Below are 25,171 nucleotides of genomic sequence, written 5' to 3'. Positions count from 1 at the left end.
GCGCTGAAACGTATCCAGGTGATGCATGTCGTTCTCTCAAAACCGGGACCACTTTTGAGCGACATGCATTAGACTTCGGGCAAAGGGGAGATTCTGGATGCTTGGTCTCGAGGCATGGCTTTCGCTGATTGGCCCTGCGTACTTCGCTTACATCGGCATCACGGTTCCGTTCGTCGTCGTCTGGGCCATTATCTGTGCGGCCCTGTGGATCTGGAACAACCGGCCGAGCAAGAGGCAAGGCCCTCCCCGCTCGTGGCCCGCCAGCGTGCTGTTCTTTGTCGTCGTCGCCGCGTGCTACGTGGCAGCGCATACGGTGGTCTATCTGCTGGTCCGGTATCTGGCGGCGTTGTGGCTATAGGGCACCCTCCCGGACACTCCGGTGACTGCTCTACGAAGGTAAGCTCGCCGGGCGAGAACCCCAATCATCACTCCCGGCGAGCCTACAACCCGATCAGGAACGCGACCAGGACCGGGGTCAGCCGGCAAGTTCCCAGGTGCAAGACGGATGCCAAATAATGTTTCCCGAAATGGGACAGCGGCCCTCATGCGGCGGTGGGCACGGAGAGATCGAGTGTATTCATTCGAACACGCTGTCGTCGCTGAAGAGGAAATCCTGCCGAAACGCATGTTCGCAGCTCGCGCTCTGGTCGGGCTGCCGTACCTGGTTACGGCTGCCAAGGATCGATGACACGCACGCCGGCCGCATGGAATGGCGCCGTGTCACGCGAGGCGACATGAAAGCCGTTTGCGGAGGCGATTGCCGCGATGTAGCCGTCGGGCACAGGAAACCCCTTGCCGGCTGCCCTCGCCTTCACTGCAAGTCGGGCATAGTGCCGGGCCGCCTCGGTATCGAAAGGCAGGATGCGGCGCTCAAACACGGCGCACACACCGGCGAAGGTTTCAGCGAGCGCAGCCTTGCGACGACCCGCCGGCATGGCCTCGATGCCGAACAGCACTTCGGCGAGCGTCACACTGGAGAGGTAAAGCGTTTCCTCGGCCTGGTCATCAAGCCAGGCCAACACAGCTTGATGCGGTTCGGGCTTCATGGCCTCCGAAACGACATTGGTATCGAGGAGGATCATTCGAACCCCAGCGGTTCGGCCGGCGCCTTGTCGCGAGCCTGCTCCAGGACCTCCACGTCTTCATTGGTCAGCCCGGCGCGTCGGGCAATGTCTGCCAGAACGGAGCCGAGTTTCACACGGCCGTCCGGCCGCACCGCGTTTTCCAGAATGTCGCGTATCTCGGCCTCGGTGCTGCGACCGTGCAAGGCCGCCCGTACACGCAGAGCTCGGTGGGTCGCTTCCGGAAGATTTCGGACGGTCACTGCAGGCATTGATATCGCTCCGATGTCATTGATTGAAAGTATCATATTATTTCAGGTGATGTCACCATGCATGTTTTGAAAACGTCGCACGGGCGGGATCGACAATCGCCGTCCAGGGAATTGCAGCAGGATCTAAACCTCGAACTCGCCCTGCCCTTCGTCCATTGCGCTGACGGTTTCGGCGGCGAGCGCCCTGGTGATCGGCGTCTTGCGCTCGAGCGCGGTGCGGTCGAGGCGTTCGACCACGCGCATGGCGGTGGCCAGTGAGCGCTCGATGCGGCGCACCAGATATTGCACGACGTGCGGCTCGACCTCGACCTGGCGGTCGGCGAAGAGTTTGGTGATGACACCAGCCAGAAGCAAATCGTCCGGCTCATGGATCTCGACCGTTGCCGCCGCCTTCAGCCGCGAGGCGAGATCGGGCAACGTCACCCTCCAGGCGGCGGGGAAGCGCCGCGCCGTCAACAGCAAGGTGGCCCCGGCGCCGCGCACTTCATTGATGAGATGGAACAGGCCCGCCTCGTCGATGGCTGTCTTGTCGACATCGTCGATCAGCGCCGGCCTGCCGCCAAGCCCGGTGATGGCATTGCCGATGCGCTGGGTATCGACCGCCACAGCGTTGGCCCGCGCTTGCCAGATCGAACCCAGATGTGTCTTGCCGGAACCGGCCGGGCCGGCGAGCACGATTACCGGCGACGGCCAGTCCGGCCAGCGGTCGACAAGGGCTGCCGCCTCGCGGTTGGTGGCCGACACCACCAGTTCGTCGCGCGAGTAGCCGGTGCCGTGGCCAAGGTCGAGCGGCAGCTGGCGCGGCGGTTCGGTCTTATGATCCGTCACGTTCAGCCGCGCGGCGACCGGTGGCCCCCGCCGCGAGCGGCGGGCAGCGGCGGGACGGGCTCGGTGGAGTGTCCCTTGTAGAGAGGCGATTCGAGATAGCGGGCAATGGCAAACCGCACCAGCACGGCAACCGCCGCCGAAGCAGGAACGGCGATCAAAAGGCCGACGAAGCCGAACAGGGAGCCGAAAGCGAACAGCGCAAACATCAGCCAGACCGGGTGTAGGCCGACGCTTTTTCCGACCAGCCTCGGCTGGAGGATGTTGCCCTCGATGAACTGGCCGATGAAGAAGACCACCGCGACAGCAACGATCATGGTCCAGTCCGGCCAGAACTGGACGAAGGCGACCCCGACGGCCAGCACCAGCCCGGTCAGCGAGCCGACATAGGGAATGAAGGAGATCAGCCCGGCGAAGAGGCCGATCAGGATGGCGAAATTCAGCCCGGTCAGCGTCAGGCCAGTGGCATACATGCCACCGAGCACCAGGCACAGCGTGCCCTGGCCGCGCACGAAGCCGGCGGTCGCGGTGTTGATGTCCCTGGAGATCGCCCTGACCGTCCCGACATAATCGCGCGGCACCCAGCTGTCGACGACCGCCACCATGCGATCCCAGTCGAGCAGCATGTAGAAAGCGACAACCGGAGTGACCACGAACAGGCTGACCACCGACACCAGAGCAACGCCAGAACTCCAGATCGAGGTGAAGACGGTGCTCAGCAGGCCGAAACCGGAAGTGAGCAGCGAATTCAGCCCGTCGCGCAGGCCATTGGCATTGACGCCGAATTTCTGCTCCAGCCATTTGGGATCGAAGCTGGTGATCAGCGACTGCAGCCGGGTCAGATATTCCGGCAGCTTGCTGGCGAAATCGGCCATCTGCGTGGCCAGAACCGGAACCAGGATGACGAAGGCCAGCACCAAAAGAACGATGAAGGCGATCAGGATGACCACCGTCGCCATCAGCCGGGAGAGGCCGAGGCGCTGCAGCCGGTCGGCGACCGGGTCGAGGAAATAGGCCAGCACCATGCCGGCAACGAACGGCAACAGGATGCTGGAAAAAATGTAGAGGAACAGCGCCAGGAAGATTGCCGTGCCCAGCCAGAAGAAAATCTGGCGGCGAAACGCCAGGGACGCAGCCGCGTCTGCTAACGCGGCAGTCGCGGCATTCTTGTCAACTACCCGGGGTGGAGCCTTCGCCATAGCCGCTCATATGCCTCAGCCAAGCCACGAGATAGGCCGCGGCCGAAGCCACGGTCAAGACCCCGGACAGCAATATGAGCGCAGGCCTGAGCGGGTCGAGGTGGAGGCCAAGGGCAAGTTCGCCCAGCACCACGGCGCCAGCACGATCTGGGCGGCGGTGTTGGCCTACGACACATAGAGCGGCTTCATCTCGACCGGATGCGCCATGACCGTGGACAAAAGCACGGCGCAGATGATCAGCGCATCGCGTGACACCATGGTCACCACCAGCCACAGCGGCAATTGCCCGATGAAGCCCATGACCACGAACACCGAGACCAGAAGCACCTTGTCGGCCATCGGATCGAGATAGGCGCCGAGTTCGAATGCTGGTTGAAGCGGCGGGCGATGAAGCCGTCGACGCCATCGGCAATTCCGGCAACGAGAAATCCGGCAAAGGCCCAGTCCCAGCGCATGTTCAGCATCGCCAGCACCAGCACGAAGCGCAGGATGGTGATGAGGTTGGGAATGGTCAAAGGCATGTCCCGCCATGCTTGTTCTGCAGATCGATGATGGAGATGGATTGTGGCTGCAAGGACCAGCGGTGAAGGGGCGACTGTCCACGTATTTATCTTGGGCAAAAGCCCGGTATCCTGTCGTCATCCTTGCCCCCCGAAACCATTCATGCGAAGAGCCGCCGAGGGAAACAGGGATGCGCCGACGATGAGCAAGGGCGACCGGGCCAAGCGCAAGAACGGGCTCACCTATGCCGAGGCGGGCGTCGACATCGATGCCGGCAACCTCATGGTCGAGAAGATCAAGCCGCTGGTGCGCGCGACGCGCCGGCCGGGCGCCGATGGCGAGATCGGCGGTTTTGGCGGCCTGTTCGACCTCAAGGCGGCGGGTTTCACGGATCCGGTGCTGGTTGCCGCCAATGACGGTGTCGGCACCAAGCTGAAGATCGCCATCGATGCCGGCAAGCACGACACGATCGGCATCGACCTCGTCGCCATGTGCGTCAACGACATCGTCGTCCAGGGCGCCGAGCCACTGTTCTTCCTCGACTATTTCGCCACCGGCAAGCTCGACCCCGACCAGGGGGCGGCAATCGTCGGCGGCATAGCAATCGGCTGCCGACAGGCCGGCTGCGCGCTGATCGGCGGCGAGACCGCTGAAATGCCCGGCATGTATAACGACAAGGATTACGACCTTGCCGGTTTCGCCGTCGGTGCGGCCGAACGCGGCCAGTTGCTGCCGACAGACGATATTGTCGAAGGCGACGTGCTGCTGGGGCTGGCTTCCTCGGGCCTGCATTCAAATGGCTTTTCGCTGGTGCGCCGCATCGTTGGCGTCAGCGGGCTTGCCTGGAGCGATCCGGCGCCGTTCAACGATGAGGCTACGCTGGCCGAAGCGCTGCTCGAGCCGACCCGCATCTATGTGAAATCGATCTTGAAGGCGATCCGCAACACGCATGGCATCAAGGCGCTGGCCCATATCACCGGCGGCGGCTTTCCCGAAAACATTCCGCGCGTCCTGCCGAAGGACTTTTCCGCAGAGCTCGATCTCAATGCCATCGATGTGCCGCTGGTATTTTCCTGGCTGGCGAAGACTGGCGGCGTGGCGCCGGAGGAGATGATGCGCACCTTCAACTGCGGCATCGGCATGATCCTCGTCGTCGCCTCCGGCCAGGCCGCACAGGTCGCAGCCGTGCTGCAGGAGGCCGGCGAGACGGTGACGCCGATCGGCCGCATCGTGCCGCGCCGCGACGCCGGCGTCATCTATCGGGGCTCGATCGGCCTATGAGCAGGAAACGCACGGTTGTTCTGATCTCGGGACGCGGCTCCAACATGACGGCGCTGATCGCGGCGGCGAGCGACCCGGCCTATCCCGCCGAGATCGTCGGCGTCATCTCCGACCGAGCCAACGCCGCCGGCCTTGGCATCGCGGCCGCGCGCGGCATCCCGACCAAAGTCATCGTGCGCGCCGACCATGCCAGCAAGGAAGCGCATGATGTGGCGATCGACGCCGCTCTGATTGCGTTCAACGCCGAGATCGTGGCGCTGGCCGGCTATCTGCGCATTCTCTCCCGCGGCCTGGTCGAGAAGTGGCAAGGGCGCATGCTCAACATCCACCCTGCCCTGCTGCCGGCCTTCAAAGGGCTCGATACGCATGCGCGCGCCCTGCGCGCCGGAATTCGCATTCATGGCTGCACGGTGCATTTCGTCACATCAGAGATGGATGACGGCCCGATCATCGCGCAGGCAGCGGTGCCGGTGATGGTCGGCGACAACGAAGACACGCTGGCCGCCAGAGTGCTGAAGGCCGAGCACCGGCTTTATGCGCTGGCGCTCGGGCTGGTCGCCGACGGCAAGGCGCACATGGAAGGCGGCCGCACCGTGCTGGCACATTTCGCCGACGATGCCGAAAACGGAACTTCCGTGGTGATGGCCCCCGACCCGCTGCGCGAAGAGCGCGATCTCGAACATCTGGCGCGGATCACGCCGTAGGCGCTTCAGGACCTGAAAGCCCTTGGATATTTTTGACAGCGCGATCCGGAGAAAAGGCGATCTCGCCGGCGTCTTTGAACATGACGACACTGAAGGGCCAGCAAACGCCACGGCTTATTTTTACCTATACGAAGCGCATGACGAGGTAGTTGGGCGGATCATCGGCGCAATTCATATTCGATCGGGTGCCTGGGCGATCACCGAAGCGGATATTGCCGTCCAATGGGACAATGATGAGAGGCGCGTCGGCCTTTTCGTCTTCGGCACTTTGTCGGCAGCCTTTGATGCCGCTACTGGCGCTATACGGCATGGACTTCCAGCGCGAAATTCCCTGGTCCTGAGATCTAACAGATGAAACAGCTGCTTCTTCTTCGCCACGCCAAGTCGAGCTGGGACGACCCGGCGCTTGCTGATTTCGACCGGCCGCTCGGGCCGCGCGGGCTGAAGACGGCGCCGCTGATGGGGCGCGAACTGGCCCGGCGCAGTTGGCTGCCTGACCTGGCGCTGGTGTCGCCGGCGCTGCGTACGCGCGAGACATGGCGGCTGGTCTCGGCGGAACTGTCGGCGAGCGTAACGGTGGAGTTCGCCGATGCGCTTTTCGAAGCCACGGCTGGCGACATTCTGGCCGAGCTGCAGCAGGCAGTCGCATCGGCTAGCTGTCTCCTGGTGCTCGGCCATAATCCCGGCCTGGAGGACTTTGCCCGCCGGCTCGCCGGTCCGCGATCGGGTGTGGCTGCTCTCAGGAAACTTGAAGAGAAATTCCCGACCGGCGCCCTTGCCCGCTTTGTCATCGACGGCGACTGGGCGGATCTCGGCTTCGGCGCGGCCCGGTTGACGCATTGCATCAAGCCGAAGGATCTAAGCTAGACCAAGCTGCCTAACGGGCTAGCCGCAGGTGACAGCCGCAAACCGTGTTTTGAAAAGACCACGGTCAAACAGGAGATAGGACCAATTGCTGGCGGATTGATTCAAGATCTTTGCGGCCCGAGTCGATTGCATAAAAACAAGAGCGGTGGGCCGGGCCCACCGCTCTTTGTGGTCGTAGATTTCTCAGAAAATCAACGACCCCAGATGCCCTGGCCGGATTCCGGCTGGTTCGAGTCGCCCTTGATCGTGAAATCGCCGAGGCTGGCCGGCTTGCGGATCGAGGCGGTATAATTGTGATCGATGTTGCCGGCGGGCGCTGCCATAGCAGGCTGGTTGACGCCGTCGGAGCCGTAGTGGTCGCTGCCTGCGAAAGCGGTGCCGGTGGCAAGGAGGATGGCAGCAGCGGTAAGTGCGATCTTGGTCATTTCAGGTAATCCAGATTTTTCAGTTCTGTCCGTCAAGTGGCGTGCCTTGGCAGGAATTCGCGTCGCTCGGACCACCCCGAAATGGGTGTGCGTTGCTGCCATTGCCAATCACAAAAATGTGCGAACCGAACCGTTCGGTTCGGTCTAGGAAGGCGCGAAATGGCGTAGTTGTTGCTATGTTCTATTCTCTAGGCGGCTCCGACCTCGCAACGCCCCTCGTTGCGTTACCCTTGTATCTCAAAAGGTCGTGAAGCCCAGTACGTCGCGCATGTCGTATTCGCGGGGCGGCCGGACGGCGACCCAGCGTGCTGCCGCAATGGCGCCGCGCGCGAACATCGAGCGGTCGCCAGCTGAATGCGAGAGCGTAAGCGTTTCGCCCTCACCGAGGAAGCTCACGCTGTGCTCGCCGACAATGCTGCCGCCGCGCAGCACGGTAAAGCCGATCTCGCCGGCAGGGCGTGGACCTGTAACGCCGTCGCGGATGCGTTTCGCCACATCGTCCAGCCTGACGCCATGTCCGCGAGCGGCCGCCTCGCCCAGCATCAGCGCCGTGCCCGACGGTGCGTCGACCTTCATGCGGTGATGCGCTTCCAGGATCTCGATGTCGGCGGCGGGACCAAGTGCTCGCGCCGCCTGTTCGACCAGCCCAGCCAGCATTTTGAGCCCCAGCGAGTAGCTGCCTGAGCGAACGATGGCGACGGACTTCGAAGCAGCAGCGATGGCGGCGAGATCGGCCGGTTCGAAGCCGGTCGAGCCGATGACCAGCGCAGGGCCGCCGCGGGCCGCGCAAGTCTTCGCCAATTCGATGGAGGCCGCAGGCGTGGTGAAATCGATGACGACATCCGCAAGCGCCAGTGCTTCGTCGCGCTCGACCAGCCCCTCGCCGGCGCTGCCCGGCCTGTGAAAGCGGGCGACGAGCGCCAGCCTGGGATCGGTCTCGACGGCCAGCGCCATCTCCCTGCCCATGCGACCGAGCGCGCCGGCTATGGCTATTTTCAATGGATGCGGCATGGCGGCTTTCACTGGAAATGCGAGTCACAACAATGATCTACCATGCCGCCCTGCCAGATTGATTCAGCCGGCGCCATGCGTCTTGAGCATCATGCCGGCGATCTCCTTGACCAGCTTGGCGGCAACCAGCGCGGTGAGATTGGAGACGTCCTGGCTTGCATTGTATTCGACGACATCGGCGCCGACGATGGGCTGGTCGATCCGCTGGATCAGGTTGATCACTTGCCGGGTTCTAAGACCACCGGGTTCGCGGTGCGACACGCCGGGCGCACAAGCCGGGTCGAGGCCGTCGAGATCGACCGAGAGATAGACCGGCGTCTTGAGATCGAGCTGCATATCCTCGCTGAAATGCCGCGCCTCGATCATTTCGACGCCGAAGCGCTTGAGCTGGTCACGAAGCTCATCATTGAGGGTGCGCAGGCCGATCTGGATCAGCCGGTCAGCCAGCCCCTCCTCCAGGATGCGCGCGAAGGACGAGGTGTGGGACCGCCTGTTGCCCTGATAGGCATCGTAGATGTCGGGATGGGCGTCGATCTGGACGATCGTTAGCCTGGCATGGCGGCGGCGCACGGCACGCAGCACCGGCCAGGCGATGGCATGATCGCCGCCGAGGCTGATCAACGGGTGGCCGGCATCCAGCGCGCGGCCGACCTCGGCCTCGATCCGCTCCCATGGACCGCCGGCGCCTGAAAAGTCGATGTCGCCGTGGTCGACGAAACTGTCCGCCACATCAAAGCCGGTTTCGCTCCACGAGCTGTGCGCGTCGCTTTTGAGTTCCCGCCGGATCAGGGCCGGCGCTGCAGCCGCGCCCTTGAGATAGGACGAATTCTCGTCATGCGGTATTCCCAGAAGCGAAACCCTGGTCATCGGCGTGCGATCTCCGGCAACAGGCAATCTCCCTAAACCTGGGAGCTGGCTGGCGATAGCAGTGCCGCTTGGGCCAGTTGCGAAGGCGACCAGGCGTCATTTCCCGATCGCGCCGCCCAGCCTTTGCCTGACGATCGCGGCGTGGAAATTCGTGCCGTGCAACAGCCCGTCATCGTTGAAGTCGTAGCTGGAATTGTGCAGCGGGGCCGAGGCCTCGCCATTGCCGAGGAAGACGAAACAGCCCGGTACGTGGTCGAGAAAGCGGGCGAAATCCTCCGAGGCGGTCATCGGCTCCGCCGCGATGCCGGCGGCGCCATCGGCCAGCACGCGCCTTGCGGCGACAAAGGCCGCGTCCACCAGGTCGGCATCGTTCTGCAGCGGCACGAATTCCCTGCTATAGGTCACGTCGGCGGTGACATTGTAGGCAGCGGCGGTGCCCGCCGCGATGACCCGCATCTGGCGCTCGATCTCGGCGCTGACCTCGGGACGAAAACTGCGGGCGTCACCGAGGATGCGGGCGAGGCCGGGCAATGCGTTGCGGGTGCCGTCGGTGATCAGCTCGGTCACCGAAACCACCGAAATGTCGGCGGGACTCAGCCGGCGCGAGACGATGGTCTGCAGATTGGTGACCAGCGCGCAGGCGGCGACCAGCGTCTCGTTCCCGGAATGTGGCCGCGCCGCATGGCCGCCGATCCCCTTGAGCACGATCTCGAAATTGTCCTCCGCCGACATGAACGGGCCGGCGCGGGTCTCGAAATGTCCAATGGGCAGGCCCGGCATGTTGTGCAGGCCAAAGATCTCGTCGAAGGGGAAGCGCTGCAGCAGCCCGTCATCGAGCATTGCCAGCGCGCCCTTGCCCCACTCCTCGGCCGGCTGGAAAACGAAACGCACGGTGCCGTCGAAACCACCCTCGGCGGCCAGCAGCTTTGCCGCGCCGAGCAGCATGGTGGTGTGGCCGTCATGACCGCACGCATGCATGATGCCGGGGTTCTGCGAGCGATAGGCTGTCGCGGACTGCTCGGTGATGCGCAGCGCATCCATGTCGGCCCTGAGCGCAACCGTCCGGTTGCCGCTGCCGCGCTTCAACGTGCCGACGATGCCGGTGCCGCCGACCCCCTCTGCAACGTCGTCCAGCCCGAATTCGCGCAGCTTCGCGGCGACAAAGCCAGCGGTGCGCTTTTCCTCGAAACCGAACTCGGGGTGCGCGTGCAAATCGCGCCGCCAGCCCGTCATCTCCCGCTTCAGCGCATCACGATCGAGTTCAGCCATTTTTCTCCCCGACCTCTTTTGCAAGCTCACTGGCGACATCAAGCAGGATGTTGGCGCCGGCGACAAGCTCGGCATCTTCAGTGTGTTCGCGCGGATTGTGGCTGATGCCACCGGCGCTCGGCACGAAGATCATTGCCGCCGGCGCGAGGCGGGCCATCATCTGCGCGTCATGGCCGGCGCCCGATGTCATGCGCCTGACGCCGAGACCGCGGTTCTTCGCGGCCGCCTCGATCAGTTCGACGATGCCGATGTCGAATAGCACCGGTTCGAAGCGGGCGAGCCGCTCGACCGAGATCGATACGTTCTCCGAAACCTCAAGCTCCTCGATATAGGCAGCAAGGGCCGCCTCATGCGCCTGCAGGCGCTGTTCGTCGGGATCGCGCAGGTCGATGGTGAAGACGGCGCGCGCGGGAATGACGTTGATGGCGTTGGGTTCGAAGCGCATCGTGCCGACCGTGGCCACGGTTGGCCCATTTGAAGCCCTGGCCCGATCGTGCAGGAAGGTGATGATGCGGGCGGCGGCGTAGCCGGCGTCGCTGCGCATCGACATCGGCGTGGTGCCGGCATGGTTGGCGGCGCCGTCGATGGTGATGCGCTGCCAGGAAATGCCTTGCAAATTCTCGACCGCGCCGATCGGCACGCCTTCACGCTCCAGCACCGGCCCCTGCTCGATATGAAGTTCGAGATAGGCATGCGGCTTGAGGAAGCCGGGTTCGCGGTCGCCGGCATAGCCGATGCGGGCGAGTTCCTGGCCGAGCACGCTGCCATCCGTGCCGATGGCGGCCAGCACGGCCTCGGCGCTGACGCCACCGGCATGGCATAGCGAGCCCATCATGTCAGGCGTGTAGCGCACGCCTTCCTCATTGGTGAAAGCGGCGACCGCGACCGGGCGCGACGGCGAAAAGCCCGAAGCCTGCAGCGTCTCGATCACCTCCAGCCCGGCCAGCACGCCGTAGCAGCCATCATAGATGCCGGCATCGATGACGGTGTCGATATGCGAACCGATGAGCAGCGGCGCCTGCCCGGCATTGTCGGGGCTTTGCCAGATGCCGAAGATATTACCGACCCGGTCGATGGCGACTTCTAGATTGGCCTGCCTGAGCCAGCCGACAAAGAGGTCACGGCCCTGTTTGTCTGTGTCGGAGGCGGCGAGCCGGATCAGCCTATCCTCACTGTCGCGGCCAACGGCGCCGAGTTCCCGGATGCGGCCAAGCAGACGCTGTGCATCGATCCCGATCATGGCTATGCCTCGGCCTTCAGCTTGCCGGCCAGCACATCGGCGGGGCTCTGCCCGACCAGCTCGGTATAGCGATGCGGGTCTGTGGCGCCTTCGGTGTTGATCAGCAGCACGCGGGATTTGTCGTCGAGCCCGAGCGCGGCCTTGTGGTCGGCCACCGCCCGGATCAGCCCGGCCAGACCGACGCCGCCGCTTTCGCCGGCGACGATCACTGGATCATTGCCAGCCGGCCGTGCCAGCCGCCGCATCACCGCGACCGCCTCCTCCTCATCCACTGTCATGAAGGCATCGGCAACCCGCGCCAGAACGCGCCAGGCAACTTGCGAGGCCTCGTAGCATTCGAGCATCGCCATCACCGTCGGCTGATCGTGTGCGACCTTGACCACGTGGCCCGCCCGGGCGGCTGCGACAACGCAGGCGGCGCGGGCTGGCTCGACGACGATGAAGGTCGGCCTGGCGTCACCGAGCACGATGGCGAGATGGCCGGCCAGGGCGGCGGCAATGCCGCCGACACCGGCCTGCACGAAGACATGGGTCGGCGGCTGCGGCAACTGGCGCAAGGCTTCGCGCACGATCGCCGTATAGCCCTGCATGACCAGGCCCGGGATGCGCTCATAGCCCGGCCAGGAGGTGTCGGACACCACGGTCCAGCCTTGCTCAGCTGAAACCTCGGCGGCCTGGCTGACCGAGTCGTCATAATTGCCGTCGACGCGGATCATCTCGGCGCCATAGCGGGCTATTGCTGCAATGCGCGCCTCGCTGACGCCGGCGTGAACGAAGATTGCCGCTTTCGCGCCAACCAACTGTGCACCTTGCGCGACCGAGCGGCCGTGATTGCCGTCGGTGGCGCAGGCAACCGTCATGCCGGCAGCGACCGCCCGGACGTCGAACCGGTTGAGATCGGCCACGTCAACGGGCCGACCAAGCGATCGGCTCGCCTCCTCCAGCACCAGTCGAAAAACGGCATAGGCGCCGCCGAGCGCCTTGAAACTGCCGAGACCGAGGCGAAAGCCTTCATCCTTGATGTGGACGGCGCCGAGGCCGAGTTCGCCGGCCAGCGTCGGCAATGCATGCAACGGAGTTGCCAGGTGATTGTCGCGATGGGCAAGAAAGCGCTCGACCGTATCGGCACCGGCATTCCCCAGCGTTTCGGCATCGACCGGATCGAGCGGCCGGCGGTGCAAGGCATTGCTGTTGAGCAGGAACACGGGTGGCCTCCTTTGGGTGTGTCGAAATCATATTGCAGCCGAGGCGCAAATAGCGCTGTTATTGGCGCTTCGAAATGCAAGTTTGTTTCGCCAGGATAGCGCTTTGCCTCGATCGCCTTCGCTCGACAGTTTCGACCTCGCCATCCTTGCCATCCTGCAGCGGGACAACACGACGCCGCAGCGGCTGATCGGCGAAGCCGTCAACCTGTCGGCGCCGGCGGTGCAGCGGCGCATCAAGCGCATGGCACAGTCCGGCGTCATTGCCGGCAACGTCGCTGTCATCAACCCCGTTGTGGTCGGCCAGCCCATCACCATTTTCGTCGAGGTCGAACTGGAGAGCGAACGCTCGGACCTGATCGACGCGGCCAAGCGGCAATTCTCGGCAGAGCCCGAAGTGCAGCAATGCTACTACGTCACCGGCGAGGCCGACTTCATCCTAGTCATCACCGCGGCCGACATGGGGGCCTATGAGGCCCTGACGCGCAGACTGTTCTTCGACAGCAAGAATGTCCGAAAATTCCGCACCTTCGTTGCCATGGACCGTGTCAAGGTGGGGCTGACGGTGCCTCTGCCGGGATAGCCAGTCTCTTTTACGCAATTCCGGACGGAAAACCGCTCACACTTTTCCTGGAATTGCTTTAGCCCGCCGGCCGCAGCCAGACCTTGTTGTCGTGGAAGGCCGCACCGCCATAGGGCGCTGGTGCGTCGGCGCCGGTGAGCACATTGATGCCTTCGCCACGCTCATGGGCGCTGTTTGGCCAGATGCCCTCGGCGATCACCACGCCGCGCTTGAGGCCTTCGAACAGCTTTGCGTGCAGCACCACCTCGCCGCGCCGGTTGCCGACCTCGATACGGTCGCCGTCGCCCAAGCCAAGCGCGGCAGCGTCGTCCGGATGCACCAGGAGTTCCGGCCGGCCTTCCTTGGCTCTCGACACCGGTGTCTCGGCGAATGTCGAATTGAGAAAATTGCGCGCCGGCGATGTGGCGAGCCGGAACGGATGCTCGGCATCCGCGACCTCGATCAGGTCGACATGGTCGGGGAATTCCGGGAGCTCCGCCACCGGCCCGAACAGGCCCATGCTTTTCGGCGGCCGGTTGGGCGCCGCCTGCCCGCTCCAATTGGCGCGGAAATGGAATTTCTTGTCGGCATGGCCGAAACCATCGATGAAATGCGCCGCCTCGAAATCCGGCTGCAGGTCGACCCATTTGTCTTCCTTGAGGCTGGCGAAGGAGCCCAGCCCGCGCTTGCCCAGGATGATGTCGATATGCTGCTGCTCGGTCAGGCCAAAGCCCGGCCGGTCGGAGACGCCGAGACGCTGCGCCAATTGCTCGATGACGAAATGGTTGGTGCGAGGCCCTTCCGGCGGGTCGATCAGCTTGGGACCAAGCGTGATGTGCTGGTTGCCGCCGCCCTTGTAGACGTCGTCATGTTCGAGGAACATCGTTGCCGGCAGCACGACATCGGCAAGCTTTGCCGTGTCGGTCATGAACTGTTCGTGCACGCAGGTGAACAGGTCATCACGCAGAAAACCTTGTTTCACCAGCCGCTGCTCGGATGCGACATTCACCGGGTTGGTGTTCTGGATCAGCATCGCCGTCACCGGCGGGCCACCGTAAAGCGCGTCCGCTGCGCCGGTCAGCACCGGACCGATGCGCGACTGGTCGAGATGGCGAATATTGGGATCGCGCATCGCGGTGCCTTCCAGCACATCCTGGTTGAGCTTGAAGATGCCGGAATTGGAATGGAAGGCGCCGCCACCCTCATATTGCCAGGCGCCGGTGACGGCGGCGATGCAGGATGCCGCGTGCATGTTAACCGAGCCATTGCGCTGGCGGGCAAAGCCATAGCCGAGGCGGAAATAGGTTTTCCTCGTCGTGCCGACGAGGCGTGCGAAAGCCTCGATCTCGGTGACGGCAAGACCGGTGATGGCAGACGCCCATTCCGGCGTGCGCGTCTCCAGATGCGCTTCCAGCCCCTTCGGATCGTCGGTGTATCTTTCGAGATAGGCGCGGTCGGCCATGCCTTCCCTGAACAGCACATCCATGACCGCGCAGGCCAGCGCGCCATCGGTGCCGGGCTTCAGCACAAGGCCTATATCGGCCTGCTTCATCGTCGCGTTCTCGTAGACGTCGATGACGACGATCTTCGCCCCGCGTTCCTTGCGCGCCTTGATGGCGTGGGTCATGACATTGACCTGCGTGACCACGGCGTTGGTGCCCCAGATCACCACGCAATCTGATTTGGCCATTTCGCGCGGGTCGGGACCGCGCAAGGCGCCCGCCCCCATCATCCAGCCGGTCCAGGCCAGATTGGTGCAGATCGAGCCGAAGAAGCCGGAGTATTTTTTCGCATGGCGCAGCCGGTCGATGCCGTCGCGCTGCACCAGCCCCATCGTGCCGGCATAGAAATAAGGCCAGACGGTCTCGGAGCCGTATTTTTCCTCGGCCGCGATGAATTTTTCGGCGACGAGGTCGAGTGCCGCTTCCCAGCTGGATTCTTTCCAGATGCCGTCGCCCTTGGCGCCGGCGCGGACAAGCGGCTTCAGCAGCCGGTCCGGATGGTGGACGCGATCGGCATAGCGGGCAACCTTGGCGCAGACGACGCCCGATGTGTAGCTATTGGACTTGGCGCCATGGACGCGGCCGATGCGGTTGCCATCGAGAAGTTCGACCTCGAGCGCGCAGGTCGACGGGCAATCATGCGGACAGGCGGAGTGGCCGATGCGAAGCTGCTGGTTCATACCGCGTATTTAGCGGGTTTTGCGGGCGACTTGTAGGGCCAGATCTTACCCTCCCCTTGATGGGGAGGGTCGGCGCGCAGCGNCCCCACCCCGCTCCGCTTCGCGGATCGACCCTCCCCACAAGGGGGAGGGTAAATCACTCCGCCGTGCCTTCCTCATACTCGGCCGACATGGTCAGCCACTTTTCCTCGTGACCGGCAAGCTGCTGTGCCAGTTGCGAGCGCTCCTTGGCAAGCCGGGTCGCCGTCGATGGATCCTTTTCATACACCGCCGGGTTGGCGAGTTCGTCCTCGATCAGGTCGATGCGCTTGCGGATGCGGTCCATCAGCGCTTCGGTGGCGCGTATTTCCTTGGCCAGCGGCTCGAAGGCGGCGCGGCGCGCGGCTGCATCGCGGCGGCGATCGGCCTTTGATGCCTTCTCGGCCTCGCGCTTGCCGCGGCGGTCACCCGACACGCCGGTGACCAGCGTCTTGTAGTCCTCCAGGTCGCCGTCATACGGGTTGACCGCGCCATCCTTGACCAGCCACAGCCGGTCGGCGGTCGCTTCCAGCAGATGGCGGTCATGCGAGATCAGGATGACGGCGCCGGGAAACTCGTTCAATGCATGGATCAGCGATTCGCGACTGTCGATGTCGAGATGGTTGGTCGGCTCGTCGAGGATGAACAGGTTCGGCCCCTCGAAAGCCGACAGGCCCATCAGCAGGCGCGCCTTCTCGCCACCCGACAGGTCCTTGGCGGCGGTGTTCATCTTTTCGGTGGTCAGACCGAACTGGGCGACGCGACCACGCACCTTGGATTCCGGCGCTTCCGGCATCAGCCGGCGGACATGCTCATAGGCATTTTCATCCGGGCGTAGGTCGTCGAGCTGATGCTGGGCGAAGATCGCCACTTTCAGGCCCGGCGCGACCGTCATGGTGCCGCTCTCCTGCTTCAGCCGGCCCGACAGAAGCTTGGCGAAGGTCGACTTGCCGTTGCCGTTGGCGCCGAGCAGCGCGATGCGGTCGTCGGCATCGATGCGCAGCGTCATCTTCTTCAGGATCGGCTGGCCCTCGGTGTAGCCGACATTGACGTTGTTCAAGGCAATGATCGGCGAGGCCACCGTTTTCACCGGCTCGGGGAAAGAGAACGGCCGCACCGTGTCGTTCACGAGCGCCGCGATCGGCTTCATCTTCTCCAGCGCCTTGATGCGCGACTGCGCCTGTCGCGCCTTCGAAGCCTTGGCTCGAAAACGCTCGACGAAGGATTCCATGTGCTTGCGGGCGGCTTCCTGCTTGACGCGTCCCTTCTCCTGCAGCTCCTTCTGCTCGGTGTACTGGCGCTCGAACTGGTCGTAGCCGCCTCGCCAGAAGGTCAGCTTCTTCTGGTCGAGATGGACGATGGAGTTGACGGCGCGGTTGAGCAGGTCGCGGTCGTGCGAGATCAGAAGCACGGTGTGCGGATACTTCGAGACATAGTTTTCCAGCCACAACGTGCCTTCGAGATCGAGATAGTTGGTCGGCTCGTCGAGCAGCAAAAGGTCGGGCTCGGCAAACAGCACGGCGGCGAGCGCGACGCGCATGCGCCAGCCACCGGAGAAGGACGAGGCCGGCCGTCTCTGCGCTGCGTCGTCGAAGCCAAGGCCGGCGAGGATGGTGGCCGCGCGGGATTCCGCCGAATGCGCATCGATATCCGCCAGCCGCATATGGATGTCGGCAATGCGGTGCGCGTCGGTGGCGGTCTTTTCCTCCTCGAGCAATGCGGTGCGCTCGAGGTCGGCCTTGAGCACGATTTCGATCAGCGGCTCCTCGGTGCCGGGCGCTTCCTGCGCCACCTGGCCGATGCGGGTGTTCTTGGGCAGGCTTATCGAGCCGGTCTCGGAGGGAAAGTCGCCGGTGATGGCCTTGAACAGCGTCGTCTTGCCGGTGCCGTTGCGGCCGACGAGGCCGGCCTTGGTGCCGGCCGGCAAGGTCAGCGAGGCATGATCGAGAAGCAAGCGTCCGGCCATGCGGAGCGAAAGATCGTTGATGATAAGCATGCCGGGGCTTTTGCACGGGAGGGCGGCGCTTCGCAAGGGCCTGGGCGCTGGCGGGGGCATAAGGCATGAAGACGGCGCGCCCAAAGCGCGCCGTCCATCACTGCTAACTGCAGACTGACTTTAAGAGGCTGCCTGGTTCAGGCTTTGGGTTTGCGCTTCGTCACCTTGGCCGCGGCAGCCGGAACGGCCGGCTTGCGGCCGAGGCCCGAGGACTTGGCCAGTGCCGAACGGGTCGCGGAGTAGTTCGGCGCCACCATCGGATAGTCCGACGGCAAGCCCCATTTGCCACGATATTCCTCCGGGCTGAGACCATGGTCGGTCATCAGGTGCCGCTTCAGCGACTTGAATTTCTTGCCGTCCTCAAGACAGACGATGTGATCGGGAAACACCGACCGCTTCGGATTGACAGCGGGGTTCAGCGCGGGGCTTTCCACGGCGGCAATGCTGCCCAGCTTGCGCACCGATGCGCTGACGCTGGCGATCAGATCCGGCAGGCCGGACGCAGGGAGAGGATTGTTGCCGACATAGGCTGAGACGATGTCAGCAGTCAGTTCAATAGCGGTCTTGCTGTCGATGGTGTGCAATTCTGTTTCTCCCGCCGGTCATGAAGTTGCCGGCTTTTTTTAAGACTTCTCTTGATGTATCGACCTAGCTGCACCCCCCAACGGGTCGCTAAGTCTCAATAAACGATCAAGAATCGGAACAGGAGGATGTTTCCACAACAGGTTGCAACGTTGCAAATTAGAAAATCTAATACTTGAAAACGGCCGACTTCGCGCCAGCAGATTTCAACTGCACGGCCCCCGCAGGTTTGGAGTCGGCCAGTATCTCCAGAATGCGCTTCCAGCGGGCGCACCGGCCGAAATCTTTTTGCTCTATCGCCTTTTCGGCCTTCATGGCGGCATAAAGCGGCGCCTCGGCGCCGAACTCCTTGATCAGCCAGAATGCTTCCTGTCTGGCGAGGCGTTCATCGTCGTCAAGCATGTTCAGCCTCCGAGCGTTCTATGCCCACCGCAATACAGCTGCCGATGACGAGGACCGCACCGGCTATCGCGGTCAGCGTCAGCCTTTCGCCCGACAGCGTCAGCAGCAGCGTCGATGCGATCGGCGTCAGATAGGCGATGACCGCAACCTTGCCGCCGCCTTTAAGCTTCAAGGCGCGCGACCAGAAATAATATCCCAGCCCCATCGGACCGGCGCCGAGATAGAGGCCAAGCAGGAGGTGCTCGCTGGATGGCCAGGCTGCGCCGTCGTGAATACACCACAGCAAGGTCAGGCCGACGCCGACCAATGCCGAAGGCAAAAGCAAACGCTCCGACGGTGTGGCTAGGCGGGCGACCGCAATCGAATAGAAGGCCATGCACAGCGCCGAGCCGAAGGCAGCGAGATAGCCGACGATGCTGCCTTGGAGAAAAGGCTGGCCGCGACCACCCGAGATCACCAGCGCCACGCCGACAAAGCCGAGCACCGCAGTCAAACCCAGCAGCACGGGGCGTTGCCGCTTGCCCAGCACGATGACCGCCGCCGCGACCATCAGCGGCCAGGTGTAGGCGACGAGATTGGCCTCGATCACCGGCATGGACGCAAAGGCGATGTATTGCAGCACCATAGTGCCGACCAGGCCAATAAAGCCGACCGCGACCGGCGCCAGGGTGCCGTCAGCACCCTTGGAAAAGGCTGCGTCTTGCAGGCCCCTCTTCCGGCTCGCCAGATGGATGACGGCGAACACCAGAGCCGCTCCACAAAATTGCAGCAACTGCACCAGCGACACCGGATGGCTGGCCAGCAGCGATTTGCCGACCAGCGCGTTGGTCGACCACAGGGCGACCGCGCCGGCGGCGAAGACCAGGGCCGATGGCGAGCCCGATCCATCCCGGAATCGCCGAGACGGTGCCTTGTCCTTATCGCCGACCATGATGTTACCGACGGCCAAACCGGCGTCCACTTCTATGCTCTGCCTACCAGGATTCCCTTGACCCGCCCGGGACCGGCGCATCGGCCGCCGCCGCAACGGGACGTTCTTCCTCGAAGCGCCGATAGGCCGGCAGCTGGTTCGTCCAGACGTCTTCGGCGAGCTCGTTGACCCACTCGCGATCGTGATCATTGTCGGCTGCGAGATAGAACATGCGATTGTCGTCGACATAAGGCTTGGCCACCGAGCGCTGGTTGAGGACCAGCGTGACGCGCGAGCCGAGCTGGATCGGCGCGGTGCGGTGCAGGACGCCGAGAAACTGGCCGAGCGTGGCGTAGTTCATCTTGTGGTCGATGCGCATGACCTGGTTGCGCGGAATCTCGCGGCCGGATTCAAGGATGGCGCGGCCGGTCTCGGAATCGTCGCAGTAGATTTCGAGATGGCCGCCGACCAGCGGATTGCTGATCGACAGCGGAATGAGTTCGGTGACCGGGACACCGTCGCAATGCCAATCGACGGCGCCGTCCTTGGGATTCATGAAAGTGACGGTCGAGCCGACGATCGACAGCGGATAGGGCTCGAGCTTGGTGCCCATCATGTCGGACAGACGTTCCAGGCGCAGCTTGTCATGCAGCAATTCCTTGATCTCCGGGATAAAACGGTCGGCGCCGGTGATGAAGGTAAGGTCGAGGTGCTTGTGCACGGCGTGGCTGGCCTTGAGCTTCAACGCCGCCTCTTCGATCGCCGCCAGCAGCGCCGGGTCGTAGCCATGCAGATACTGCGCAACGCCGAAACCCGACACTTTCCAGGCCGTCTCATGGCCGATAATGGCTTCTCGGCTCATCGCGTAGCGCAGTTCAGGTATGGTATGGGCGTTCATTCTACTTCTCCAGGATGGGGGCATCACTTGGTAAACTGTCGATTAATTTCCCCACCCCTGTAAAATTAGGAATGCTGGTGCTAGTGTAAGCCCAGCTTAAGGTCGAAACGCGTGCGTCTGCTCAGTCAGGTCAACCTAAATTCGCTGAAGATTGTCGAAAGTGCCGCCCGGCACCGTAACTTCACGCGCGCGGGCGAAGAGCAGTTTATTACTGCTTCCGCCGTCAGCCAGCGCGTCAAAAGCCTCGAGGAACAGCTGCGCTTCAAGATCTTCCAGCGCGGCGGCAATGCGGTGTCGCTGACACCCGAAGGCGAGACCTATGTGTCGCGCGTTCGCGAGGCGCTGGAGCGCATCGTGGCGGCCAGCATGGAGGCGACCGGACAGTCGCAGGCGCATGTGCTGAAGATTTCGGTGCTGCCGACGTTCGCGGCGCGCTGGCTGTTTGCCCGCCTGCCGCTGTTCCAGCGGCAATATCCCGAAATCGAAATGCGGGTCTCGACCTCCTACGCCACCAATGAGTTCGCCACCTCCGAGTTCGACCTCGAGATCCGCTATGGCGACGGCAGCTTTCCCGACCTCAAGGCGGACCTGCTGTTCAAGGAGGATTTGACGCCGGTGTGCAGCAGGAAGCTGTTCCACGAGGTTCTCGGCGATAGGCCGCCGTCAAAGGTGACGCCCGACGACCTCAGGCATTTCACGCTGCTGCATTCCGACACCTGCACGCAGAACTGGCAGTCGTGGCTGGGTTTTGCCGGCGCGAGTTCCGTGCTCGGCGAGACCAAGAGCATCTATTTCGATTCCTGCATGATGTCCTATGAGGCGGCCAATGCCGGCATGGGCTTTGCAGTCGCCAACCGCGCCTATATGGCGAGCGAGATCCGCGCAGAGCGGCTGGTGGCGCCGTTTGCCGTGCATCACCCCAACACCGCCGGCTGGTATTTCGTCTGCCCGGTCACCGCGCCCTACACGCGCAAGGTGGAATTGTTCAAGCAGTGGATCATGGCCGAGGCGGCGCTGACGCAGTGCCAACTGGACGCCGGGATTGCCGGCGGCCCGGTGCTGCGCAAGGCCATTGCCTGAGGTCCTCCCGTCGAGTTTCGTTCCGCACGCCATCTGACATCGAAGTTGTTTTGTGCAGAAGCGCCGTCATGAAGCAGGTCGATGCGGCCCACCTCATGACGCAGGCGAGAGACTCAGCTATGTTCGGTTGTTGCGGCGGACCTGATATCCGCCTGGCCGGCGCTATCGGCTCACCTCCCAAGCGGCGCCGGCCTTCTTCTCCCGAAGGCCACCTTCAGCCTTGTCGTCCCGCTAAAACGATCATTGTGCCAGCTGATCGCCGCCGGCCGCCGGCTTTGGCGTCGCATCCGACTGCGGGGCCCGGTCGAGCAAGGGTGCTTTGGTCGGCTGGATATTGTTGTCGCAGGCGGCGAGCGCGAAGCTGGCGGCTAGCAGAATCAGAAGCCTCTTCATGGCGACCTCCTAGGTCTGCCCTCTCCTTCGTAAGGCAACGAGGCGGTTCGGCTTTGGTTGCACGCTCGCAAACGACGCGGCGTCGGCTGGAACCAAACGGCGGCTCTGAGGTTGGTTGCCCAAAGGAGATCGCGCCATGATCCGTCTGCTCATTACCGGCCTTTTCGCTTACGCGACCTATCGCATCGCCAAGGAGATCATCAAGGACGTGCCCGACAATTTCGATCCGTTGCCGGTGCCTGGCGACGAACGCGCCACCTTGCGGCGCCAGTCGGCGGCGACGGGTGTCGCGCCACGGCGATAGGGGCGACTTCGGCCCGTTGCGAACAAAGCGGAAACGATGCTTGATAGGCGATGACCATCGCCATCAATGATTCGTCCTTGCAGCCCGCCTATCTGACGAAGCTCAACGCCGAGCAGCGGCTCGCCGTCGAACATGGCGACGGCCAGATCGCCGGGCCGCTGCTGGTGATCGCCGGCGCCGGCTCCGGCAAGACCAACACGCTCGCCCACCGGGTTGCGCATCTGATCGTCAAGGGGGCTGATCCCAGACGCATTCTGCTTATGACATTCTCGCGCCGCGCCGCCACCGAAATGGCCAGGCGGGTCGAACGCATCGCCGGCGAGGTGCTGGGCCGAGACGCGTCCGTCATCGCGGATGCGCTGGCCTGGGCCGGCACGTTTCACGGCATCGGCGCCAGGCTGCTGCGCGACTATGCGCTGACGATCGGCCTCGACCCCGCCTTTACCATCCATGACCGCGAGGATTCCGCCGACCTGATGAATCTTGCCCGGCATGAACTTGGATTCTCGAAGACCGAAAGCCGTTTTCCGACCAAGGGCACCTGCCTGGCGATCTATTCGCGCGCGGTCAACGCGCAGGCGCCGCTCGGCGAGGTGCTGGGTTCGGCCTTTCCGTGGTGTGCCGGCTGGGCCGAACAACTGAAGGCTCTGTTCGCCCGATATGTCGAGGCCAAGCAGGCGCAGAACGTGCTCGATTACGACGACCTCCTGCTCTACTGGGCGCAGATGGCCGCCGAGCCGGAGATCGCGGCGCATCTCGGCTCGCGTTTCGACCATGTGCTGGTCGACGAATACCAGGACACCAACCGGCTGCAGGCCTCGATCCTTTCGGCGCTGAAGCCGGACGGCGCCGGACTGACGGTGGTGGGCGACGACGCGCAGTCGATCTATTCGTTTCGCGCCGCGGAAGTGCGCAACATCCTCGATTTCCCGCAACAATTCGCGCGAGCCGCCGATGTCATCATGCTGGAGCGCAACTACCGCTCGACCGAGACTATTTTGGCGGCAGCCAATGCGGTCATCTCGGAGGCGTCGGAGCGATTCACCAAGAACCTCTGGTCGGAGCGCAAATCCTCGCAAAAGCCGAAACTGGTCAGCGTGCGCGACGAGGCGGAGCAGGCGAACTATGTCTGCCAGGCCATCCTGGCCGAGCGCGAGGCCGGCACGGTGCTGAAATCGCAGGCGGTGCTGTTTCGCGCCTCGCACCACAGCGGCCCGCTGGAGATCGAACTGACGCGCCGCAACATCCCCTTCGTCAAGTTCGGCGGGCTCAAATTCCTCGACGCCGCCCACGTCAAGGACGTGCTTTCGGTGCTGCGTTTTGCCGAGAACCCGCGCGACCGCGTCGCCGGCTTCCGCGTGCTGCAGCTCCTGCCCGGCATCGGCCCTTCGGCGGCGAGCACCATCGTCGAGACCATGGCGACATCGCTCGACGAGGAAATGGGGCTGGCCCGCTACCGGCCGCCGCAACGCGCGGCTGAGGACTGGCCAGCCTTCGTTGCGCTTTATTCCGGCCTGCGCGCCCGGTCGGGGAAATGGCCGGCCGATCTCGAACAGGTCAGGCTGTGGTACGAGCCGCATCTTGAGCGCATCCACGAGGATGCGACGACGCGGCGAGCCGACCTCATGCAGCTCGAGCAGATCGGTTCCGGCTATGCTTCGCGCGAGCGCTTCCTGACCGAGCTGACGCTGGATCCACCGGATGCGACCAGCGACCAGGCCGGGCCGCCGCACCGCGACGAGGACTATCTGATCCTGTCGACCATTCATTCGGCCAAGGGCCAGGAATGGAAGAACGTCTTCGTGCTCAACACCGTCGATGGCTGCATCCCGGCCGATCTCGGCGTCGGCACCAAGGAAGACATCGAGGAGGAGCGCCGGCTGCTTTACGTCGCGATGACGCGGGCCAAGGACGGCCTGCATCTGGTGACGCCGCAGCGCTTCTTCACTCACTGCCAGGCAGCGCGCGGCGACCGCCACGTCTATGCCTCGCGAACCCGTTTCATCGCGGCCTCGATCCTCGGCGCCTTCGAGCAGACGTCGTGGGCGAGCGTCCACGCCAAGGACGATCCGCGCCACAGACCTGAAGTCCGCGTCGACCTCGGCGCCCGCATGCGCGGCATGTGGAAATAGCCGCAACCGCGAATGCCGGCAGGGAGCGACCTCAAGAGCAAATCGTCCTGTCATGGCATCTCTCAGGGAACCTCGGGCCGCCAGCCGCGTTTTCTGGCGTCCAACCCGCGATCGGAGGGCGGCGGCCGCCGCCTTTCCGCCCATCCAGAGAGGCCAGAATGCACGACGCGATGTTCTTCACCCCGGTTGCCGTTAGCGTTGGCGCCGGCCACAAACGCATGCTCGCCTCGCTGTTCGAGATGCATGATTTCCTGACCGAATTTCCGCCATCACGCCGGCGCCTGAGCTATGGCGCGGCCGTGAGGGCGTGCGAGGCGGCGCGCGCCGGCGAAATCTCGACCGAGGCCGCACGCGATGCCCTGATCACCTTTGCAGTCACGGCAGGCATCCTCTGGCCCGCGGTCCAGCCGGCCGTCTCGGTCAAGCCGGTCGCACACGGTTATGGCGGCTACGCCGTCTGAGACGGCCGGGACCAGGCCTGCCCAGCAAAAAAGATCACTCGGACTTGCCGGCAGACGTCGGCGAGGCCTCTGCCAGCCTTGCCGGCGGGGCGGTTTGTTCGGTGTTGCCGACAAAGAGTTGATCGCCGACAAAGGGATAGGCAAGCTGCCGATGATAGAGCGAGGGAACCGGGTCATCGGTGCCGTATTTCTGCGGCATCCTGTCGGGCATGAACAATGTGCCTGCCAGCATGTCGAGCAAAGGGCAGCTGCCCGGCGAAATTCTTGTCCCAGGCTTCGCGCTCATTGGCATGATGCCAGTGATGAAATTGCGGTGACGCCAGCAGCCATTTCAACGGTCGTTGCGGCCGAAGATCGGCTCGCCAGAGATTAATGCCAGGGGATGAACGAATCGCGGCTGGCCACGGATTGCTGCCATTTGCCGGCAGGGGCCGCATGCCTGGCCAAACCAGGTTGTGTGCGTCAAGTTCTGCAAAATGGGGCGGCCATGATGCTGGTCATGCGGCTTGGCGCAGAGCGAGCTTCTT

30 protein-coding genes and 1 pseudogene are annotated in these 25,171 nt (G+C 63.7%); 11 read left to right on the top strand and 20 right to left on the bottom strand.

The genetic code is table 11. The features are described from left to right. Positions 1–97: 97 nt before the first annotated feature. Positions 98–358 carry a hypothetical protein gene (locus X726_RS153205; RefSeq protein WP_023670291.1) on the top strand — a complete coding sequence of 87 codons (261 nt, stop codon included), beginning with the start codon at positions 98–100 and terminating at the stop codon, positions 356–358. A gap of 307 nt (positions 359–665) precedes the next feature. Here X726_RS153205 and X726_RS153210 read toward each other — a convergent pair whose 3' ends face one another. The 5 genes and pseudogenes from X726_RS153210 to X726_RS01000000166970 all read right to left on the bottom strand — a co-directional run bounded on the left by X726_RS153210 (position 666) and on the right by X726_RS01000000166970 (position 3,821). After that, positions 666–1,082 (bottom strand): type II toxin-antitoxin system VapC family toxin, encoded by a 417-nt coding sequence (locus X726_RS153210; protein WP_023670290.1) that lies wholly within the window; start codon positions 1,080–1,082, stop codon positions 666–668. After that, the gene (locus tag X726_RS153215; RefSeq protein ID WP_023670289.1) at positions 1,079–1,333 is read right to left on the bottom strand and encodes a plasmid stabilization protein; all 255 of its coding nucleotides are present in this window, start codon (positions 1,331–1,333) and stop codon (positions 1,079–1,081) included. Before X726_RS153215 ends, X726_RS153210 begins: the two co-directional genes overlap by 4 nt. 123 nt (positions 1,334–1,456) lie before the next feature. Further along, complete coding sequence (gene hdaA, locus X726_RS153220; RefSeq protein WP_023670288.1) at positions 1,457–2,161, bottom strand: DnaA regulatory inactivator HdaA; 705 nt, start codon at positions 2,159–2,161, stop codon at positions 1,457–1,459. A 2-nt stretch (positions 2,162–2,163) separates the two neighbouring features. Continuing rightward, positions 2,164–3,357, bottom strand: coding sequence for an AI-2E family transporter (locus X726_RS153225; RefSeq protein ID WP_023670287.1), 1,194 nt, complete (start codon positions 3,355–3,357; stop codon positions 2,164–2,166). After that, positions 3,329–3,821, bottom strand: a pseudogene (locus tag X726_RS01000000166970) (CDP-alcohol phosphatidyltransferase family protein). Before X726_RS01000000166970 ends, X726_RS153225 begins: the two are co-directional and overlap by 29 nt. Here X726_RS01000000166970 and X726_RS1000000171695 point away from each other — a divergent pair. The 5 genes from X726_RS1000000171695 (at position 3,723) to X726_RS153240 (ending at position 6,710) form a co-directional block, all read left to right on the top strand. Next, positions 3,723–3,944 (top strand): hypothetical protein, encoded by a 222-nt coding sequence (locus X726_RS1000000171695; RefSeq protein ID WP_023670284.1) that lies wholly within the window; start codon positions 3,723–3,725, stop codon positions 3,942–3,944. The pseudogene X726_RS01000000166970 and the gene X726_RS1000000171695 sit on opposite strands and share 99 nt — an antisense overlap. A gap of 115 nt (positions 3,945–4,059) precedes the next feature. Then, positions 4,060–5,139, top strand: a complete 1,080-nt coding sequence (purM, locus tag X726_RS153230) for a phosphoribosylformylglycinamidine cyclo-ligase (protein ID WP_023670283.1) — start codon at positions 4,060–4,062, stop codon at positions 5,137–5,139. Then, positions 5,136–5,843 carry a phosphoribosylglycinamide formyltransferase gene (purN, locus tag X726_RS153235; protein WP_023670282.1) on the top strand — a complete coding sequence of 236 codons (708 nt, stop codon included), beginning with the start codon at positions 5,136–5,138 and terminating at the stop codon, positions 5,841–5,843. The genes purM and purN overlap by 4 nt, the downstream gene beginning before the upstream one ends. 22 nt (positions 5,844–5,865) lie before the next feature. Beyond that, on the top strand, positions 5,866–6,198 hold the full coding sequence (locus X726_RS01000000166965) for a hypothetical protein (RefSeq protein WP_156940648.1): 333 nt from the start codon (positions 5,866–5,868) through the stop codon (positions 6,196–6,198). Next, complete coding sequence (locus tag X726_RS153240) at positions 6,195–6,710, top strand: histidine phosphatase family protein (RefSeq protein WP_023670280.1); 516 nt, start codon at positions 6,195–6,197, stop codon at positions 6,708–6,710. The genes X726_RS01000000166965 and X726_RS153240 overlap by 4 nt, the downstream gene beginning before the upstream one ends. A gap of 191 nt (positions 6,711–6,901) precedes the next feature. On the opposite strand, the gene X726_RS153245 is transcribed toward X726_RS153240, so the two are convergent. The 6 genes from X726_RS153245 to X726_RS153270 all read right to left on the bottom strand — a co-directional run bounded on the left by X726_RS153245 (position 6,902) and on the right by X726_RS153270 (position 12,727). Beyond that, entirely contained in the window at positions 6,902–7,135 is a 234-nt protein-coding gene (locus tag X726_RS153245; RefSeq protein WP_023670279.1) for a DUF680 domain-containing protein, read from the bottom strand. A 237-nt stretch (positions 7,136–7,372) separates the two neighbouring features. Then, the gene (gene dapB, locus X726_RS153250) at positions 7,373–8,146 is read right to left on the bottom strand and encodes a 4-hydroxy-tetrahydrodipicolinate reductase (protein WP_023670278.1); all 774 of its coding nucleotides are present in this window, start codon (positions 8,144–8,146) and stop codon (positions 7,373–7,375) included. A 63-nt stretch (positions 8,147–8,209) separates the two neighbouring features. Further along, complete coding sequence (gene speB, locus X726_RS153255) at positions 8,210–9,013, bottom strand: agmatinase (RefSeq protein WP_023670277.1); 804 nt, start codon at positions 9,011–9,013, stop codon at positions 8,210–8,212. Positions 9,014–9,109: 96 nt separating this feature from the next. Next, positions 9,110–10,282 (bottom strand): amidohydrolase, encoded by a 1,173-nt coding sequence (locus X726_RS153260; RefSeq protein WP_023670276.1) that lies wholly within the window; start codon positions 10,280–10,282, stop codon positions 9,110–9,112. Continuing rightward, on the bottom strand, positions 10,275–11,522 hold the full coding sequence (locus X726_RS153265) for a Zn-dependent hydrolase (RefSeq protein ID WP_031214973.1): 1,248 nt from the start codon (positions 11,520–11,522) through the stop codon (positions 10,275–10,277). Before X726_RS153265 ends, X726_RS153260 begins: the two co-directional genes overlap by 8 nt. Before the next feature lie 2 nt (positions 11,523–11,524). Continuing rightward, positions 11,525–12,727, bottom strand: coding sequence for a diaminopropionate ammonia-lyase (locus X726_RS153270; protein ID WP_023670274.1), 1,203 nt, complete (start codon positions 12,725–12,727; stop codon positions 11,525–11,527). Positions 12,728–12,830: 103 nt separating this feature from the next. On the opposite strand from X726_RS153270, the gene X726_RS153275 reads away from it, so the two are divergent. Next, positions 12,831–13,307, top strand: a complete 477-nt coding sequence (locus tag X726_RS153275) for an Lrp/AsnC family transcriptional regulator (RefSeq protein WP_023670273.1) — start codon at positions 12,831–12,833, stop codon at positions 13,305–13,307. 58 nt (positions 13,308–13,365) lie between these two features. Here the strand turns inward: X726_RS153275 and X726_RS153280 are convergent, their stop codons facing one another. From X726_RS153280 to X726_RS1000000171130, 6 genes are all read right to left on the bottom strand, one after another. Further along, complete coding sequence (locus X726_RS153280; RefSeq protein ID WP_023670272.1) at positions 13,366–15,468, bottom strand: molybdopterin oxidoreductase family protein; 2,103 nt, start codon at positions 15,466–15,468, stop codon at positions 13,366–13,368. 136 nt (positions 15,469–15,604) lie between these two features. Continuing rightward, positions 15,605–17,482, bottom strand: a complete 1,878-nt coding sequence (locus tag X726_RS153285; protein WP_023670271.1) for an ABC-F family ATP-binding cassette domain-containing protein — start codon at positions 17,480–17,482, stop codon at positions 15,605–15,607. A gap of 137 nt (positions 17,483–17,619) precedes the next feature. Beyond that, complete coding sequence (locus tag X726_RS153290; protein ID WP_023670270.1) at positions 17,620–18,066, bottom strand: MucR family transcriptional regulator; 447 nt, start codon at positions 18,064–18,066, stop codon at positions 17,620–17,622. A 166-nt stretch (positions 18,067–18,232) separates the two neighbouring features. Next, positions 18,233–18,466 carry a hypothetical protein gene (locus X726_RS153295; protein WP_023670269.1) on the bottom strand — a complete coding sequence of 78 codons (234 nt, stop codon included), beginning with the start codon at positions 18,464–18,466 and terminating at the stop codon, positions 18,233–18,235. After that, positions 18,459–19,427 (bottom strand): DMT family transporter, encoded by a 969-nt coding sequence (locus tag X726_RS153300; RefSeq protein ID WP_245272116.1) that lies wholly within the window; start codon positions 19,425–19,427, stop codon positions 18,459–18,461. The genes X726_RS153295 and X726_RS153300 overlap by 8 nt, the downstream gene beginning before the upstream one ends. A gap of 13 nt (positions 19,428–19,440) precedes the next feature. Continuing rightward, entirely contained in the window at positions 19,441–20,274 is an 834-nt protein-coding gene (locus X726_RS1000000171130; protein ID WP_023670267.1) for a hypothetical protein, read from the bottom strand. A gap of 111 nt (positions 20,275–20,385) precedes the next feature. Here X726_RS1000000171130 and X726_RS153310 point away from each other — a divergent pair, with 111 nt between their 5' ends. Beyond that, positions 20,386–21,354: a LysR substrate-binding domain-containing protein gene (locus X726_RS153310; protein WP_023670266.1), complete on the top strand. Its 969-nt coding sequence runs from the start codon at positions 20,386–20,388 to the stop codon at positions 21,352–21,354. A gap of 240 nt (positions 21,355–21,594) precedes the next feature. Here the strand turns inward: X726_RS153310 and X726_RS1000000171125 are convergent, their stop codons facing one another. Next, positions 21,595–21,747 (bottom strand): hypothetical protein, encoded by a 153-nt coding sequence (locus X726_RS1000000171125; protein WP_023670265.1) that lies wholly within the window; start codon positions 21,745–21,747, stop codon positions 21,595–21,597. Positions 21,748–21,883: 136 nt separating this feature from the next. On the opposite strand from X726_RS1000000171125, the gene X726_RS1000000171120 reads away from it, so the two are divergent. The 3 genes from X726_RS1000000171120 (at position 21,884) to X726_RS153320 (ending at position 24,644) form a co-directional block, all read left to right on the top strand. Then, positions 21,884–22,051: a hypothetical protein gene (locus X726_RS1000000171120; RefSeq protein ID WP_023670264.1), complete on the top strand. Its 168-nt coding sequence runs from the start codon at positions 21,884–21,886 to the stop codon at positions 22,049–22,051. 50 nt (positions 22,052–22,101) lie between these two features. After that, positions 22,102–24,183, top strand: a complete 2,082-nt coding sequence (locus tag X726_RS153315) for an ATP-dependent helicase (protein WP_023670263.1) — start codon at positions 22,102–22,104, stop codon at positions 24,181–24,183. A gap of 158 nt (positions 24,184–24,341) precedes the next feature. Then, the gene (locus X726_RS153320) at positions 24,342–24,644 is read left to right on the top strand and encodes a DUF982 domain-containing protein (protein WP_023670262.1); all 303 of its coding nucleotides are present in this window, start codon (positions 24,342–24,344) and stop codon (positions 24,642–24,644) included. Between the two features lie 34 nt (positions 24,645–24,678). Here X726_RS153320 and X726_RS153325 read toward each other — a convergent pair whose 3' ends face one another. Together X726_RS153325 and X726_RS1000000171410 are read right to left on the bottom strand one after the other, a co-directional pair. After that, a complete protein-coding gene (locus tag X726_RS153325; protein ID WP_348626759.1) occupies positions 24,679–24,930 on the bottom strand; it encodes a hypothetical protein in 252 nt (83 codons plus the stop codon). A gap of 45 nt (positions 24,931–24,975) precedes the next feature. Then, on the bottom strand, positions 24,976–25,171 hold a 196-nt coding region (locus X726_RS1000000171410; protein ID WP_210164216.1), incomplete at its 5' end, for a hypothetical protein.

Source organism: Mesorhizobium sp. LSJC285A00, from assembly GCF_000503155.1.
Lineage (GTDB): Bacteria > Pseudomonadota > Alphaproteobacteria > Rhizobiales > Rhizobiaceae > Mesorhizobium.
This window is presented reverse-complemented; position numbering and strand designations above follow the sequence as displayed.